General features: G+C 59.5%; 14 protein-coding genes and 1 pseudogene. 8 read left to right on the forward strand and 7 right to left on the reverse strand.

What is annotated here, in order from left to right:
• Window positions 1-46: 46 nt before the first annotated feature.
• From AACY11_RS07100 to AACY11_RS07120, 5 genes are all read left to right on the forward strand, one after another.
• Window positions 47-1,543 carry a hypothetical protein gene (locus AACY11_RS07100; protein WP_339494221.1) on the forward strand — a complete coding sequence of 499 codons (1,497 nt, stop codon included), beginning with the start codon at window positions 47-49 and terminating at the stop codon, window positions 1,541-1,543.
• A gap of 107 nt (window positions 1,544-1,650) precedes the next feature.
• The gene (locus AACY11_RS07105) at window positions 1,651-2,598 is read left to right on the forward strand and encodes a hypothetical protein (protein WP_339494222.1); all 948 of its coding nucleotides are present in this window, start codon (window positions 1,651-1,653) and stop codon (window positions 2,596-2,598) included.
• A gap of 49 nt (window positions 2,599-2,647) precedes the next feature.
• On the forward strand, window positions 2,648-3,316 hold the full coding sequence (locus AACY11_RS07110) for an endonuclease/exonuclease/phosphatase family protein (protein ID WP_339465622.1): 669 nt from the start codon (window positions 2,648-2,650) through the stop codon (window positions 3,314-3,316).
• Window positions 3,317-3,347: 31 nt separating this feature from the next.
• Entirely contained in the window at window positions 3,348-5,357 is a 2,010-nt protein-coding gene (gene tssI, locus AACY11_RS07115) for a type VI secretion system Vgr family protein (protein WP_339494224.1), read from the forward strand.
• 12 nt (window positions 5,358-5,369) lie between these two features.
• Window positions 5,370-5,912: a toxin-antitoxin system YwqK family antitoxin gene (locus AACY11_RS07120; RefSeq protein ID WP_339432720.1), complete on the forward strand. Its 543-nt coding sequence runs from the start codon at window positions 5,370-5,372 to the stop codon at window positions 5,910-5,912.
• A gap of 115 nt (window positions 5,913-6,027) precedes the next feature.
• Here the strand turns inward: AACY11_RS07120 and AACY11_RS07125 are convergent, their stop codons facing one another.
• Window positions 6,028-6,423 (reverse strand): DUF4280 domain-containing protein, encoded by a 396-nt coding sequence (locus tag AACY11_RS07125; RefSeq protein WP_221732681.1) that lies wholly within the window; start codon window positions 6,421-6,423, stop codon window positions 6,028-6,030.
• A 190-nt stretch (window positions 6,424-6,613) separates the two neighbouring features.
• Here AACY11_RS07125 and AACY11_RS07130 point away from each other — a divergent pair, with 190 nt between their 5' ends.
• Window positions 6,614-7,681, forward strand: coding sequence for a phosphotransferase family protein (locus AACY11_RS07130; RefSeq protein WP_339432721.1), 1,068 nt, complete (start codon window positions 6,614-6,616; stop codon window positions 7,679-7,681).
• Window positions 7,682-7,703: 22 nt separating this feature from the next.
• Window positions 7,704-8,471 carry an SDR family oxidoreductase gene (locus AACY11_RS07135; RefSeq protein WP_221732683.1) on the forward strand — a complete coding sequence of 256 codons (768 nt, stop codon included), beginning with the start codon at window positions 7,704-7,706 and terminating at the stop codon, window positions 8,469-8,471.
• Between the two features lie 169 nt (window positions 8,472-8,640).
• Here the strand turns inward: AACY11_RS07135 and AACY11_RS07140 are convergent, their stop codons facing one another.
• The 4 genes and pseudogenes from AACY11_RS07140 to AACY11_RS07155 form a co-directional block, all read right to left on the reverse strand.
• Window positions 8,641-8,862, reverse strand: coding sequence for a hypothetical protein (locus AACY11_RS07140; protein ID WP_339432722.1), 222 nt, complete (start codon window positions 8,860-8,862; stop codon window positions 8,641-8,643).
• 324 nt (window positions 8,863-9,186) lie between these two features.
• On the reverse strand, window positions 9,187-9,444 hold the full coding sequence (locus AACY11_RS07145) for a DUF1652 domain-containing protein (RefSeq protein WP_339432723.1): 258 nt from the start codon (window positions 9,442-9,444) through the stop codon (window positions 9,187-9,189).
• Between the two features lie 138 nt (window positions 9,445-9,582).
• Window positions 9,583-11,079, reverse strand: coding sequence for a helix-turn-helix transcriptional regulator (locus tag AACY11_RS07150; RefSeq protein WP_339494226.1), 1,497 nt, complete (start codon window positions 11,077-11,079; stop codon window positions 9,583-9,585).
• 258 nt (window positions 11,080-11,337) lie between these two features.
• Window positions 11,338-11,496, reverse strand: a pseudogene (locus AACY11_RS07155) (LysR family transcriptional regulator); the annotation flags it as partial.
• Between AACY11_RS07155 and AACY11_RS07160 the strand changes: the two are divergent.
• Window positions 11,452-11,691: a hypothetical protein gene (locus tag AACY11_RS07160; protein WP_339432752.1), complete on the forward strand. Its 240-nt coding sequence runs from the start codon at window positions 11,452-11,454 to the stop codon at window positions 11,689-11,691. The pseudogene AACY11_RS07155 and the gene AACY11_RS07160 sit on opposite strands and share 45 nt — an antisense overlap.
• A gap of 93 nt (window positions 11,692-11,784) precedes the next feature.
• On the opposite strand, the gene AACY11_RS07165 is transcribed toward AACY11_RS07160, so the two are convergent.
• Window positions 11,785-13,068, reverse strand: a complete 1,284-nt coding sequence (locus AACY11_RS07165; protein WP_339432725.1) for an NAD(P)/FAD-dependent oxidoreductase — start codon at window positions 13,066-13,068, stop codon at window positions 11,785-11,787.
• Between the two features lie 49 nt (window positions 13,069-13,117).
• Window positions 13,118-14,608, reverse strand: a complete 1,491-nt coding sequence (locus tag AACY11_RS07170; RefSeq protein ID WP_339432726.1) for an aldehyde dehydrogenase — start codon at window positions 14,606-14,608, stop codon at window positions 13,118-13,120.
• Window positions 14,609-14,704 lie beyond the last annotated feature (96 nt).

Below are 14,704 nucleotides of genomic sequence, written 5' to 3' on the forward strand. Positions count from 1 at the left end.
CGTGATGAAAGGAAGGTACTCTTCCAAAACTGACAAGGATAATGTCATGAAAAAAAGCCTGAAATTACCGATGAGTCTGCTGGGAGCCTGTGTCGCAATACCGTTGTCCGCACCAGCGGACACCCAACATCTGGAAAACGAGTTGGTGGGCAAGGTGTCCTTCCTGACCTCTACGGTCGAAAAACTCAATGGCGCGAACTTGCAGATTGACCCCTTTCTGACCTCGCCCATTTCCCCGCCGCCGAACTACAAGGGGCCGCTGTTCACACTCAGCCATGATTATCCGACCCAATTACCGACCGGCACTTCTTTCCCTTGGAGCAAGACCACCGGCAACGGCAAGATCACCCAGGCCAACGCCGGTGCCTACGTTCAGGCGCTGAAAGATTACGTCTCCCCGGACATGCGCAAGATCGTCTACGACTACGCCAACTGGAACTACAAGGACAGCGGCTGGTACGACTCGATCTGGCTGGGTATCGAACGCGAACCCATTCGTGGTGTGTATGTCGGGTCAGGGTTTCCCGCCGGCACACTGACGGATCAGACCCTGCCCGTGACCACTTATGTGCTGACACTGTACGACACCCGTGCGGCGAAAACCCTCGGCGACATCTGGGGCAAAACCCCTGAACGCGCAATGAATCCGGTTCTGGAAACGAGCACCACGCAGTTTGCCGAAGGCAGCGTCATCATCAAATTTGCCATGGTCAGTGCCTGTGGCAGCGATTGGGCCCCCATGGAAGGCGCCGCCCAATGGGAAATCTACGCACCGGTGAACACCAGCAATGGCAGCGCGCTGAATAAAACACAATGCGTCGGCAAAGACTTCAAGGGCACCACCACTCAACCGGCGATGACCAAGGTGTCGTTGATGCAGTTCGACATCATCGTCAAGGACAGTGTCGCCTCACCGCAAACCGGATGGGTGTTTTCGACCCTGGTCTACGACAAGAACGCGCCGGGCAAAGACGCCTGGGACAAGATGATTCCGCTGGGCGCCACCTGGGGCGGCAACCCGGACGTCATCAACACGGCGCCAACGGCGCTGACGCCGCCCGTCACGGTCAATCCGAAGCTCAGCGAAAACTGGATCAATCCCCAGTCGCCGGCTTATTCGGTCTCAACGCTGGGATGGGACGGCCGATTGTCAGGCCCGAACGACGGTGCCGTCGTGACGCCAGCCTGGACCGGCTCGCACTATTACCCGGCCGGTCTGGCCAGTGCCGGATGCCTGGGATGCCACAGCAGCGCCCAATATCCGATGACCTCGTTCTTGCTGCCCACCTCCAGCCAGCCACCACAAACCATCGATCCACCACTTTCGGGCAGTGACCCTGACGCGGCACTGGTCATGGCCGACCCCGGATCGAAACTCTGGATGAGCTGGTTCCAGAGCCGCGACGGCAAGACCCCGATGGGGCCGGACACCTCAGCAGGTGCAAAACCGGTGGCGCTGGATTACGACATGGTCACTGCGTTCAAGGCGATCCCGATGTGGCAGCAGGCCAAGGCCGCTGAGGCTAAAAATGCCGGGAAGTGACTGAATCAAAGGGGACGTATCCACGGGGACGGATGGGTGTTGGCCGTTTGCCAGACAAATAAATCCGTCCCCTTTTTAAGAGATAGGCTTTCAAGGGAGTGCGTGACGTGGCCGAGTATGTATTCACCGTGAAGCTGCCAGCCGCTCGCAGTGGCGGAACACCCGATTGCGATAAATGGACCTTCCACCACGTGCTGCCGTGGAAATATTTTTATTGCCTTGGCAGCCTGCTCGGGTATTACCAGACGGCGGTGATCCTTAACTACAGCCAGTTGACCGGTGGTCCCCCCGATGTAGCCAACCGCACGACACTCAATACCAAGTTCAAGGACATCGTCCAGTGCAATAACGAGATCACCTTGGTGAAAAGCCTGCTGGGTATGGTTGAGGCACAGAGGTTGCTCAATGGTCTCACGCGGACATCCAACGGGGTGGCCGATCGACTGGCCACGGAAACCGTTTCCGCCAATATTTCCAAGTTGTTCGTCGAATGCACCAGCCCGGTGTTCGGCGGTTTTCCAGGCATGGAGGGCAAGCAGCGCAACGACGATCCTGAATCGACCATGGAAAAGAACCGACCTTTCAACGGCAATGCCACATGGTGGGCGGCGCTCCAGGCCATCGGGGCAAAACTCGAACTGTCCAGTTACTGGGCACCTAACGAGCGAAATGGCTGTAAGGACATCAAAAGCGCCGGTTACGGCGACAAGGTGAAGTTCAAACTCACTGACGCGCATTTCAACGATGAAATCTTCGCCCACCTCAGAACACTGGTCACCCCCGGGTTCAACACCACAGTGCTGCCGTTCGATGCCAAATCCTGGCTCAGTCACTACAACGGCTCGACATGGTCGTTCAACATCACCGACAACCAGTTTCAGGTTCCCGAATATGGAGCCGATCTCTCGGGCCTGCGCTTCTCGGTGTCTACGATCAACAGCCATGCCGGGCGGAAAAAACATGTGGCGTTCACCCGTTGCCCCACCATCAACAACGAAATGAACCAGCTGCGGCCTACCAAGGAGACATTGAAAACGTTGAACAACCACGCCTAAAAAAAATCAGCCGGATGACAAACGCTTTGCAGCAAAGAAGGTCCTAGTCATGAGAATCGGAAGCTTCAATGTCGAAAAAAACGGCAAGTCCTCAACGTTGGACAAACAGACTCAGGTCGACGTTTTTGTCTACAACTGTTGCTCAAGCAATTGGTGGAACGCCGACATTGTTTTCCTGTGCGAAATACATTCGGCGCAAATCGACAATTACCGACAGAACCTTGCGGCCATATACCCCTCCTACAACGTTTACTCTTTCACGGGAGGCTATTCCAACGGCTATATCGTCATGGTCAAAGGCTTTGAAGAACTGCGTGTAATCAGCCAAGGCAGCCTGTTTGCCCTCAACAGGGATCTGATCGCCGTGGAAGTGCATGGTGTCGGGGGCTATACCGGTTACGTGTTCCTGGCGCACTTCAAATCCGGACAAAGCGAGGTGACCAAGAGCCAGCTCAAGTCCTGCACCGCTCTGGGCGGTAAGTGGGTGGCGACGGGGGACCTGAACCTGGACTACAAGAACGTTGGCAAACTCGACAGCGCCGGACTTGCCTATGAATGTTGGGGAGGCCTGCAAACACAGAATAAGGGCGGAATTCTCGATTGGGTGCTGGCGTCGGCGGATGTCACTGTTACGCCTGTTGACCTCACCGGGCTGGCGCAAGTATTCGATATGTCTGGCCCCGACCACCGACCTATTCTGTTTGACGTCACCGGTTGAGTTCACCCTGCACTGTCAAAGAGGATCGTCGATGCCCCGCTCCACCGACAGCAACACCAGCCTTTCGCTCACTGCCACGTCGCTGTCGGCGCTTTACCCTGAGGCGTTGTCCGGTGACGAAGGCCTTAACCTGCTCGGCTCACAAATCCTCAACGGCCTCAACGACGGCACCGCCCTCACCCTGATCAGCGCCGTCGCCACCCACGTCACCACCACCCTGCACAACGACGAACAACTGCGTCCGTTCGATGCGCTGGTCGCTGAAATCCGCCAGCTCCCCGCTGACGCCACCGCCGAGCGCTATCAGCTTGTACTCAGGCCATGGCTCTGGTGGCTGACCCTGGCCAGCAACAACCGCGTGTTCCAGAACCTCGCCACCTCGGACATCGTCACGACGATTTTCAACGCCCACGGTTTCAGCGATTTCAAACTGTCGCTGACCGGCAGCTACACCCCGCGCGAATACTGCGTGCAATACGGCGAAACCGATTTCGCCTTCGTCTCGCGGCTGCTGGAAGAAGAAGGCATTTTCTGGTTCTTCACCCACGACGACGGCAAGCACACGCTTGTACTGGGCGACAGCAACGACGCTTTCGTGCAGACCCCTAATGGGCCGAAGGTCAGCTATCTGGGGCAAGGACTGGGTCAGCGCGAGCTGCACGGGATTCGCGCAGGCCAGGTGTGTTTGCAAGCGGTGGCTGGGGTGTACAAGGCGACGGATTACGAGTTCACCACGCCGACCACTTCGCTGTACGGCCAGGCCGAAGCGGTCGCCGGGCCGCGTGCGATCTACGAACATCCGGGCGGCTACAACACCAAGGCGCGCGGCGATGCGTTGACCAAGCAGCGCGTCGACGGTTTGCGCAGTGAAGAGAAACGTTTTGTCGGCGAAAGTGATTGCCGTTGGCTGATTCCGGGGCACTGGTTCACCCTCGACGGCCACGACGATGCGAGCCTGAACATCGACTGGGTGGTGACGCGGGTCACCCATGACGTCAGCCATGAAAGCTATCGCAACCGTTTCGAAGCGATCCCCAAAGCCACGCCGTTTCGCCCGCAACGGGTCACACCAAAACCGCGCATGCACCCGCAAACTGCAATTGTGGTGGGCAAGTCCGGCGAAGAAATCTGGACTGACGAATACGGCCGGATCAAGTTGCAGTTCCCTTGGGATCGCGATGGCAAGAACGATGAAACCAGTTCCTGCTGGGTGCGCGTGGTGTTGCCCTGGAGCGGCAAGGGCTTTGGCATGCAGTTCATCCCGCGCATCGGTCAGGAAGTCATCGTGACCTTTATCGACGGCGATCCGGATCGGCCGCTGGTGACCGGGTGCGTCTACAACGGCGACAACGCCCTGCCCTACGCCTTGCCGGCCAATCAGACGCAATCGGGGATCAAGACCCAATCGTCAAAGGGTGGCGGCGGTTTCAACGAACTGCGCTTCGAGGACAAGAAAGACGCCGAAGAGGTGTTTTTGCAGGCGCAGAAAGATCTGAAGATCAACGTGCTCAACGACACCACAGCCACCGTCGGCCACGACGAAACCCTCACCGTACAGAACGCCCGCACCCGCACGGTCAAGGACGGCGACGAGACCGTGACCCTGGAGAAAGGCAAACGCAGTGTGACGATCCAGACCGGCAGCGACACGCTCGATGTGAAGGACAGTCGCACGGTAAAAGTCGGCGCTGACCAAGATCACAGCACGGGCGGTAATTACACCGACAAAGTCACGGGCGATTACAGCCTGACCGTGGACGGCAACCTGACGATCAAAGTCAGCGGCACCCTGACCCTGCAAAGTGGCGGCAGCTTCACCATCAAGAGCGGCGCCGATCTGGCGACCTCTGCCAGCACCTCGATCACCCACAAGGCCGGCACTGCCTTGACCAATCAGGCCGGTACATCGCTGGACAACAAGGCCGGAACCACCCTGACCAACGACGCTGGCATCAGCCTGACCAACAAGGGCGCGGCCTCGCAGACCGTGGACGGCGGCGGCATGCTGACCATCAAGGGCGGGCTGGTGCAGGTCAACTGACAGGGAGCAACCATGGCGATCACACCGCTGGACTTGCAGCAAAATGACAAGCAGCTCAAGGGACGTTTGCAGGACGGCCAGCTCGATGGCCCGTTGCAAATCAAGGACGACGGGCGCAAACAAGCCGATCTGAACTACAGCCAGGGCGAGTTGCAGGGTACGTCGCTGCTCTATCACCCCAATGGCAAGGTCTCGGCGCAGATGCCGTTTGTACACGACAAGCTGCAAGGGGTTGCCAGTTTTTACGCGCCGGAGGGCTTTTTACAACGCAAGGCAACGTATCGGCGCGGGTTGTTGCATGGGGAAGCGCTCAATTACTTTCCTGACGGCCAGGTGGCGGAGGCTGAGTTTTATCGCGATGGCGTGCGTGAGGGGCGCTATCAGCGCTTTCATCCCAATGGCAAACCGGCGGTGCAAGCGCGTTATGTGAATGGGCAGTTGATGGAGCCTGAACAGGGGTTTGCCGAGGATGGACGGCCGTTGGGCGCGGATGGCAAGCCGATTTCGCGGGTGCGCTGGTGGTATCAACGCTGGATGGATCCGCAGCAGGCCTGACGTTTCAGGGTGTATTGACTGGCCCTTTCGCGAGCAAGCCCGCTTACCCATTGGAATGCGATCAAATGTGGGAGCGGGCTTGCTCGCGAAGAGGCCGGCACATCCAACGCAACAATCAGGGAATCAGCATCTGCATCTGCCCCGGCATGACGATCTTGATCACCCCCGCCCAAGTGCACATCAACGTACTGTTGGCATCGATCGCTGGCATCCCGCCGAGCAGCAAGGTCGGCGCGCCGCCGGGAATCCATGGCGACGCGGTTGCCGGAATGCACGGCATCGGTGTCAGCACGCCCAGCGCAGCAGCGGTGGCGGCCGCCACCGTCGGATTGGCCATGCTCATGCACACCCCGAACGGCAGGATGTTGACCAGCGGAATGTAATCCATGATGTTCGCCGCCGGCATCCCGCCGGTCAGCGTGCGATTGACCGGCAACACGTTGAGCGCCGACGGTGCGGCGCCGAAGCTGCATTGCAAAGTCGCAGTGGCACAGACTTGTGGACAGCCCATTTCCCGACTCCTTGTTGGACACGGCATACCCGCTAAACCTTAGTCTGCTACGGCCCGCCCTGCACATTCCCAAAGGTGATTGTCCGGCAACACGCTAACCTATAAGACCGACCCGCGCTTGTGACCGACCGAGCGCCCCATTAGATTAGCCAATGATGTCTGGCCTCCAAAATAAGCAGAAGGGATAAGCATGGCGCTTACTGACCAGTCCACCCGTATCCGCTCTGGCGAAGAACTCGATGCCAGCCTGATCGATCCATACCTCAAGGCACACATTCCGGGCCTGCGCGGCTTGCCTGCGATCAGCCAGTTTCCCGGCGGCGCGTCAAACCTGACTTACCTGCTCGAATACCCCGAGCAGGAGTTCGTGTTGCGCCGGCCGCCGTTCGGTCACAAGGCCAAATCCGCCCACGACATGGGCCGCGAATTCCGCATCCTCAATCAATTGCGCGACGGTTTTCCGTATTGCCCGAAAGCCTACGTGCACTGCACCGACGAATCGGTGATTGGCGCCGAGTTCTATGTGATGGAACGGGTCAACGGGATCATCCTGCGCTCGGAACTGCCGCCGGAGCTGGGTCTGGATTCAGCGAAAACCGAGGCGCTGTGCAAGAGTTTCATCGACCGTTTCGTCGAACTGCACCGCGTCGATTACAAGGCGTGTGGTCTCGGTGATCTGGGTAAACCTGAAGGTTACGTTGCCCGCCAGATCAAAGGCTGGAGCGAGCGCTACGAAAAAGCCCTGACCCCGGACGCACCGCACTGGGAAGCGGTCAAAGCCTGGCTCAACGACAAGATGCCGGCCGACCACCCGACGTCGAGCATCGTCCACAACGACTACCGCTTCGACAACGTGATCCTCGACCCGAACAACCCGATGCAGATCATCGGCGTGCTCGACTGGGAGCTGACCACCCTCGGCGATCCGCTGATGGACCTGGGCAACACCCTCGCCTACTGGATCGAGGCGGGCGACCCGGCGCCGGTGCAACTGATGCGCCGCCAGCCGAGCCACGCCCCGGGCATGCTGACCCGCCGCGAGTTCGTCGATTACTACGCCGAGCGCTCGGGCATCCAGATCGACAATTTCGACTTCTACTACACCTACGGCCTGTTCCGTCTGGCCGGGATCGTGCAGCAGATCTACTACCGCTTCTACCATGGCCAGACCCAGGACAAACGCTTCGCGCAGTTCATTCACATGAACAAACTGCTGGAGCAGATGAGCTTGCAGGTCATTTCGAAATCGAGCCTCTGACGGCCCACACCCAGGAACCCTTATGTCCAAGACTCAGTTGTTCGACCTCGACGGCAAGATCGCTTTCGTCTCCGGCGCCAGCCGTGGCATCGGTGAAGCCATCGCCAAACTGCTCGCCCAACAAGGCGCCCACGTCATCGTTTCCAGTCGCAAACTCGACGGCTGCCAGCACGTCGCCGACGCCATCATCGCTGACGGCGGCAAAGCCACCGCGGTGGCCTGCCACATCGGTGAAATGGAACAGATCAGCCAAGTGTTCGCCGGGATCAAGGAACAGTTCGGCCGCCTGGATATTCTGGTGAACAATGCCGCCACCAACCCGCAGTTCTGCAACGTGCTGGACACCGATCTGGGCGCGTTCCAGAAGACCGTCGACGTGAACATCCGTGGCTACTTTTTCATGTCCGTGGAAGCGGGCAAGCTGATGCGCGAAAACGGTGGTGGCAGCATCATCAACGTCGCCTCGATCAACGGCATCTCGCCGGGGATCTTTCAGGGCATCTACTCGGTGACCAAAGCGGCGGTGATCAACATGACCAAGGTCTTCGCCAAGGAATGCGCGCAATTCGGCATCCGCTGCAACGCCCTGCTGCCGGGCCTTACCGACACCAAGTTCGCCTCGGCGCTGGTGAAGAACGACGCGATTCTGAAACAGGCACTGACGCAGATCCCGCTCAAGCGTGTGGCCGATCCGAGTGAAATGGCCGGTGCGGTGCTGTACCTGGCCAGTGATGCGTCGAGCTACACCACAGGCGTCTCACTGAACGTGGACGGCGGGTTCCTGTCCTGATCCTGGCGGTCAATCAATAACCCTGTGGAGGTGAGCGTGCTCGCGTCCACAGGGCATGTGTACCAGGCCAAGACCCTTGGCACTTGCCAACCGAAACTCAACACCGTCCCGCCCACCTCGCCAGCCTCCAGCACAATCAGCTCAGACCGAGACTATTGCCCTGCGCACGCTATTGGGTGATGCAACGGGTAGTGGTGATGTGACGAGTCACTTGCCCGTCGGCATACACATCGCCGGCTACCTCGGTATTCTCGAGGACCTGGCAGGTGCGTTCCGGCGGCGCAGGTGGCATTACCGGTGGCGGTGGCGGCGCACTGGCACAACCGGCCAACAGCGCCACAGAAAAAACCAACGACAACGGCGAACACACGCGTTTCCCAAGATTGTTCATAGGACGACCCGCGAAAAGAGAGACAAACTCCCGCGACCAAACCGACCACGGAAGACCTGACCACTCATTCTTTATAGCCGAGCCCCTCGCAAGCGCCAGTAAAACGGTCAGATCAGGGAAGACTGGCTGTCGATTTTGCGTTGTGCTCCCGGCGCAGGTTGCCTGCACAAGCCGCTGGCCAGTCTGGCCGCTTTCGCGAGCAAGCCCATTCCCACAGGGATCGCGGGCATCCGACAGAAATGGGTCGGCGACCACGGCTGCTATTGGTGCGCCCCGAAACGAAGGAACTCAGAGCCCCAGCAAGCAACCTGCCCACACCATAATCTACGCCAGATCAGGATCCCGCGAAGTCCCCAAAGAGTTGCTCTGCAACTCATACCGCAATTCATCAATCAACACATCGACAGACCCGGACGTGCGCAAAGCATCGAGTTTCAAACCACCGATCACCAAATCCACCTGCCCGGAAACCGGGTCAAACAGCTTCACCGTCAGCGAATGATCACCATCCACCGAACACTCACAAGCCAGCGGCGAAAAACTGTGCTCAAGCCGCGCGCGCAACTGCGCAAGATTCATCATTGGAGCTATTCCTTGAACTGTCTCACTGGGACACGATCCCAAGCCAAAAAAAGGCTCGTATCGCACCCCGCCAGACTAAGAACAGCCTCCTCACAGCAACACACGAATTTGCACCTGTCGCACTAGTGCATTTGCACCCTATCGCTGGCCTTTGCTGCGCCAATCGCCCGAAAACAAGCCACGCTCGCGCGCCCAGACAATTGCTTCACTGCGGCTGTGCACATCCAGTTTGGAATACACCGTCGCCACATGATTACGCACCGTGTTCGGTGCCAGTTTCAGCCGCGCCGCGATCTCCTTGTCCGCCAGCCCCTCGCAGATCAACCCCAGCACATCGCGCTCACGAGCGGTCAGCTCGGTGAACGACACACTCGGCAATTGCGGCGAGTTGACCTTCTTCACATTGGCCAGTTTTTCGATCAGCGTGCGACTGAACCACGAAGCGTCCTTCATCACCTCTTCAATCGCCGCCACCAGTTCAAGCTCGGTACGCTTGCGCTCGGAGATGTCCATCAGCACCAGCAGGTAGCACGGTATGCCCTGAATATTGACCGTGTCGGCGGACAGCGTGCATTCAAGCAAATCTGCATCCTGCTTGCGCACGCTTACGTCGACCCGATCAACCCGGCCGTTTTTCTCCAGTGCCACCAGCAACCGTTCGCGCTCTTCGGCGTCGTTGATAACGTTCAGTTGCGTCACGGTTTTGCCCACGACGTCTTCGCCGGCATAGGCCAGGGTATCGAGGAACGCTTGATTGACGTCGATGACCCGTTGCTCGTCGGCGCTGCAGATCAGAATCGGCACCGGGGTCAGGCGAAAAGCCTTGGCAAACCGCTCTTCACTCTGGCGCAGCGCCACTTCAGCCTGGCGCCGCGACTCCATGTCGACAAAGGAAAACAACATGCACGGCTCGTCATTAAGCACCAGCGGTTGTCCGGCAACGATCACTTGCTTGGTGGTGCCATCGGGCAATCGCAGTTCAGCCTGCATCTGCGGAATAGTCGCCACATCGCGCAGGCGCTGGATGGCCAGGTCTTTATCATCGGCCTGCTCAAGGATGTCGATTTCATAGGCCGAGGTGCCAATCACTTGGTCGCGGGTGTAGCCAGTCATCTCCAGGAACCCCGGATTGACCTTGATATACCGCAAATCGCTGAGACGGCAGATCACCGCCGGTGCCGGATTGGCATTGAAGGTCTTTTCGAAGCGCTGCTCAGCATTGGCCCAATCAGTAACGTCACTCATGATCAGCACCAGCGACTCGGGCTGGCCATCACGGTCGGTCAGCACCATGCTGCGCACGCTGTGAACCCAGATGCGCTCGGGGTCATCCACAGCGAACACCTCGATCAACACGTCGCTGAAGGCTTCGCAACGCGCGGCACGGCTAATGGGATAGTTCTCGGGCGGCACCGGGTGATTGTTGCGATAACGCAGGCTGAAGCGCTTGGCGTACTCATCGGCGTTCGTGCCCAGCTCACCGATCCGGTTGACGCCGTGCATGGCCAACGCCGCTTCATTAGCCCAGAGGATGCTCTGATCAAGCTCAAGCAGAATCACCCCGTCGGACAACCCGGCGATGATCTGTTGCAACTGACGACGATTGGTTTCGCGGGTCAGGACTTCCTGGCTCATTGGATCTCCACAAGTGATACGACCATGTGAAGATTACGACCGCAGCGGCGCGTGATCGTGCGAAGCACCTGCAAGGGTCCGTCATAAGACTTGATGCTGATTTATCCGGCCTCCTCGCGGGCTGGCCCGCTCTCACAGGGATCAGTGTTCCACCCACTCACGCAACGTATCGAGAAACAGCTTGAGCATCGGCGAAGCATCGTCCGCCCGATAGGTGGCGTACAGCGGCACTTCCGGCAGCGGTGGCGTCAGCGCCTTGAACACCAACCCCGCCGCTGTCAGCTCAACGCGGTGATGACTGCGTTCGAACAGCGGCGTGCCGAGTTCTTCTTCCAGCAGGCGAATCTGCTGGCTCAGAGGCGGCTGACAGATATGCAACCGCTCAGCGGCACGACCGAAATGCAGTTCATCGGCCAGCCGCTGTTCGTGCGTGAAGGTGGCGGCAGCAACCTGACGGATGCCGGGCAGTTGTTTGCCAGTGTGTTGTCGGACGGTCTGGCGCAGATTGCGGCGCATTACAACCTCTATGCGGTGTGGCCGCATGGGCAGGCTGAACGGGTGGCGCCAGTGGTTGAAGTGATCAAGCAGTTGGCCTTGCACACCCCGTCATGACGCTATCGCTGGCAGATCAGCTTCCACAGTTTGAGCGCTGGACTCAGGAAAAAAACCGGCGGGAGTCTTGGGGGCCGCCGCCGGGGAGGTAACCTAAATGCCGAAGCGGTCGCGTAGCGAGTAGTAGACGGCACCGAGGGCGGTCAATGGGGCGGAGAAGGTACGGCCGCCGAGCATGGGCATGTGTGGCAGGGAGGCGAAGGCGTTGAAGCGTTCGGCGTCGCCGCGGATCATCTCCGAGATCAGTTTGCCGGCCAGGTGCGAGCAGGTGACGCCGTGGCCGCTGTAGCCTTGCATGTAGTAGGCGTTTTTCTCGATGCGGCCGAATTGCGGCATGCGTGACATGGTCAGCAAGAAGTTGCCGGTCCAGCGGTAGTCGATTTTCACATCCTTGAGTTGTGGGAAGGTCTTGAGGATCTTCGGGCGGATCAGTTGTTCGATGTCGTCCGGTTCCCGCGCGCCGTAGACCACGCCGCCGCCGTACAGCAGACGGTTATCGGCCGTCAGGCGGTAGTAATCCAGCAGATAGTTGCAGTCTTCGACGCAGTAGTTGTTGGTGATCAGGCTGCGCGCCTGCTTCTCGGTCAACGGTTCGGTGACGACGATCTGCGAGCCGCACGGCATGCTTTTCGCGGTCACGCGGTTGTCGAGGCCTTGCGGCAGGTAGGCGTTACCGGCGATCAACAGGTACTTGGCGCGTACCAGGCCTTTGGCGGTGCGCACGACGTTGGGCTCGCCGTAGGTGATCTCCACGGCGGCCGATTGCTCGTAGATCTTGCCGCCCAGGCGCGTGATTGCAGCGGCCTCACCGAGGGCCAGGTTCAGCGGGTGAACATGGCCGCCCTGCATGTCCAGCAGACCACCGACGTAGGCGTCGGAGCCGACTTCGCGACGAATGTCCGCCGCGTCGAGCATCTTCAGATTGCGATTGCCGTAGCGTTCCCAGTTGCGCTTCTGCTCGGCCAAACCGTTGAGCTGCTTCTTGTTCATCGCCGCGAAAATGCCGCCCGGGCGGTAGTCGCACTGGATGTCGTAGTCCTTGATGCGCGAACGGATGATGTCGGCGCCTTCGAAGATCATGCTGCCGAGGATTTCTGCGGTCTTGTCGCCGTAGCGCTCTTCGATCACGTCGACGTCGCGGCTGTAGGAATTGACCAGTTGACCGCCATTGCGGCCGCTGGCGCCGTAGCCGACTTTCGCCGCTTCCAGCACCGTCACTTTATAGCCGGCTTCGGTCAGGAACAGCGCCGAGGACAAACCGGTGTAACCGGCGCCGATGATGCAGACGTCGCAGTCCACCGCTTCTTCCAGCATCGGAAAGTCGATGACTTCGTTACGGGTGGCGGCGTAGTAGCTGTTTACGTGTTGTTGTTTCATACGTTTCTCCGATGGCCGCAGAACACCTGCGACCGTCGCTGTAAAAGAATTAGAGCTTGATCCAGGTCGCTTTCAGCTCGGTGTACTTGTCGAACGCATGCAGCGACTTGTCGCGACCGTTGCCCGACTGTTTAAAGCCACCGAACGGCGCGGTCATGTCGCCGCCGTCGTACTGGTTGACCCACACACTGCCGGCGCGCAGGCCGCGAGCGAAGGTGTGCGCCTTGCTCAGGTTGCTGGTCCAGACCCCGGCGGCGAGGCCGAAGATACTGTCGTTGGCGATGTGCAGTGCTTCTTCCACAGTGTCGAAGGTGATCAGCGACAGCACCGGGCCAAAAATCTCTTCCTGGGCGATGGTCATGGCGTTGGTTACGCCGTCGAAAAGCGCCGGTTGCACGTAGAGGCCACCGGTTTCTTCGAGGGTGCGTTGGCCGCCAGCGATCAGTTCGGCGCCCTGCTCGCGACCGATGCTGATGTAGCGCAGCACGTTGTCGAGTTGACGCTGATCAACCACGGCGCCGACGGTGGTGGCCGGGTCGAGGGAGTGACCGGGTTTCCACGCTTGCAGCGCTTCCACCAGCAGGGGGATGAATTGCTCGCGGATCGAACGCTCGACCAGCAGACGCGAGCCGGCGGTGCACACTTCGCCCTGGTTGAAGGCGATGGCGCCGGCGGCGGCCTGGGCTGCTGCGCGCAAGTCCGGGGCGTCAGCAAACACCACGTTCGGGCTCTTGCCCCCGGCCTCGAGCCAAACGCGTTTCATGTTGCTTTGGCCGGCATAAATCATCAGTTGCTTGGCAATCGCCGTGGAGCCAGTAAAGGCCAGCACGTCGACGTCCATGTGCAACGCCAGCGCTTTGCCGACGGTGTGACCAAAGCCCGGCAGGACGTTGAACACGCCTTTTGGAATGCCGGCATCCAGCGCCAGTTGCGCGATGCGGATGGCAGTCAGTGGCGACTTTTCCGAAGGCTTGAGAATGAACGAATTACCGGCGGCCAGTGCTGGAGCGAACTTCCAGCTGGCCATGATCAGCGGGAAGTTCCAAGGCACGATGGCGGCAACCACGCCCGAAGGTTCGCGGGTCACCAGACCGAGTTGGTCGTGCGGCGTGGCGGCGACTTCGTCGTAGATTTTGTCGATGGCTTCGGCGCTCCAGCGGATCGCGTTGGCGGTCGCCGGGATGTCGATGCTCATGGAGTCGCTGATCGGTTTGCCCATGTCCAGGGTTTCAAGCAGCGCCAGTTCTTCCTGGTGTTGCAGGATCAGATCGGCGAAGCGGATCAGGATGCGCTTGCGCTCGGCCGGGGCTTTTTTCGCCCACACGCCGGATTCGAAAGACTGGCGAGCGACTTCAACAGCGAGGTTGGCGTCGGCTTCGTCGGTACTGGCCACGCAGGCGAGGAAACGGCCGTCGACGGGGCTCAGGCATTCAAAGGTGTCGCCGCTGATCGCCGGGCGGTATTCGCCGTTGATGAACGCGCGGGATTCGAGGGTCAGGGACTGGAAGCGTTGTTCCCAGTCGTTGCGGGTTGTAGTCATTGTTGTGGCTCGACAAGGGGGGATTGGGGTGATGGCAGGCGATCGCCCACTCATCAAAACCTGGTAACCGTATCCCCTGTGGGAGCGGGCTTGCTC

Source organism: Pseudomonas sp. RA_105y_Pfl2_P56 (assembly GCF_963970845.1).
GTDB lineage: Bacteria > Pseudomonadota > Gammaproteobacteria > Pseudomonadales > Pseudomonadaceae > Aquipseudomonas > Aquipseudomonas baetica_A.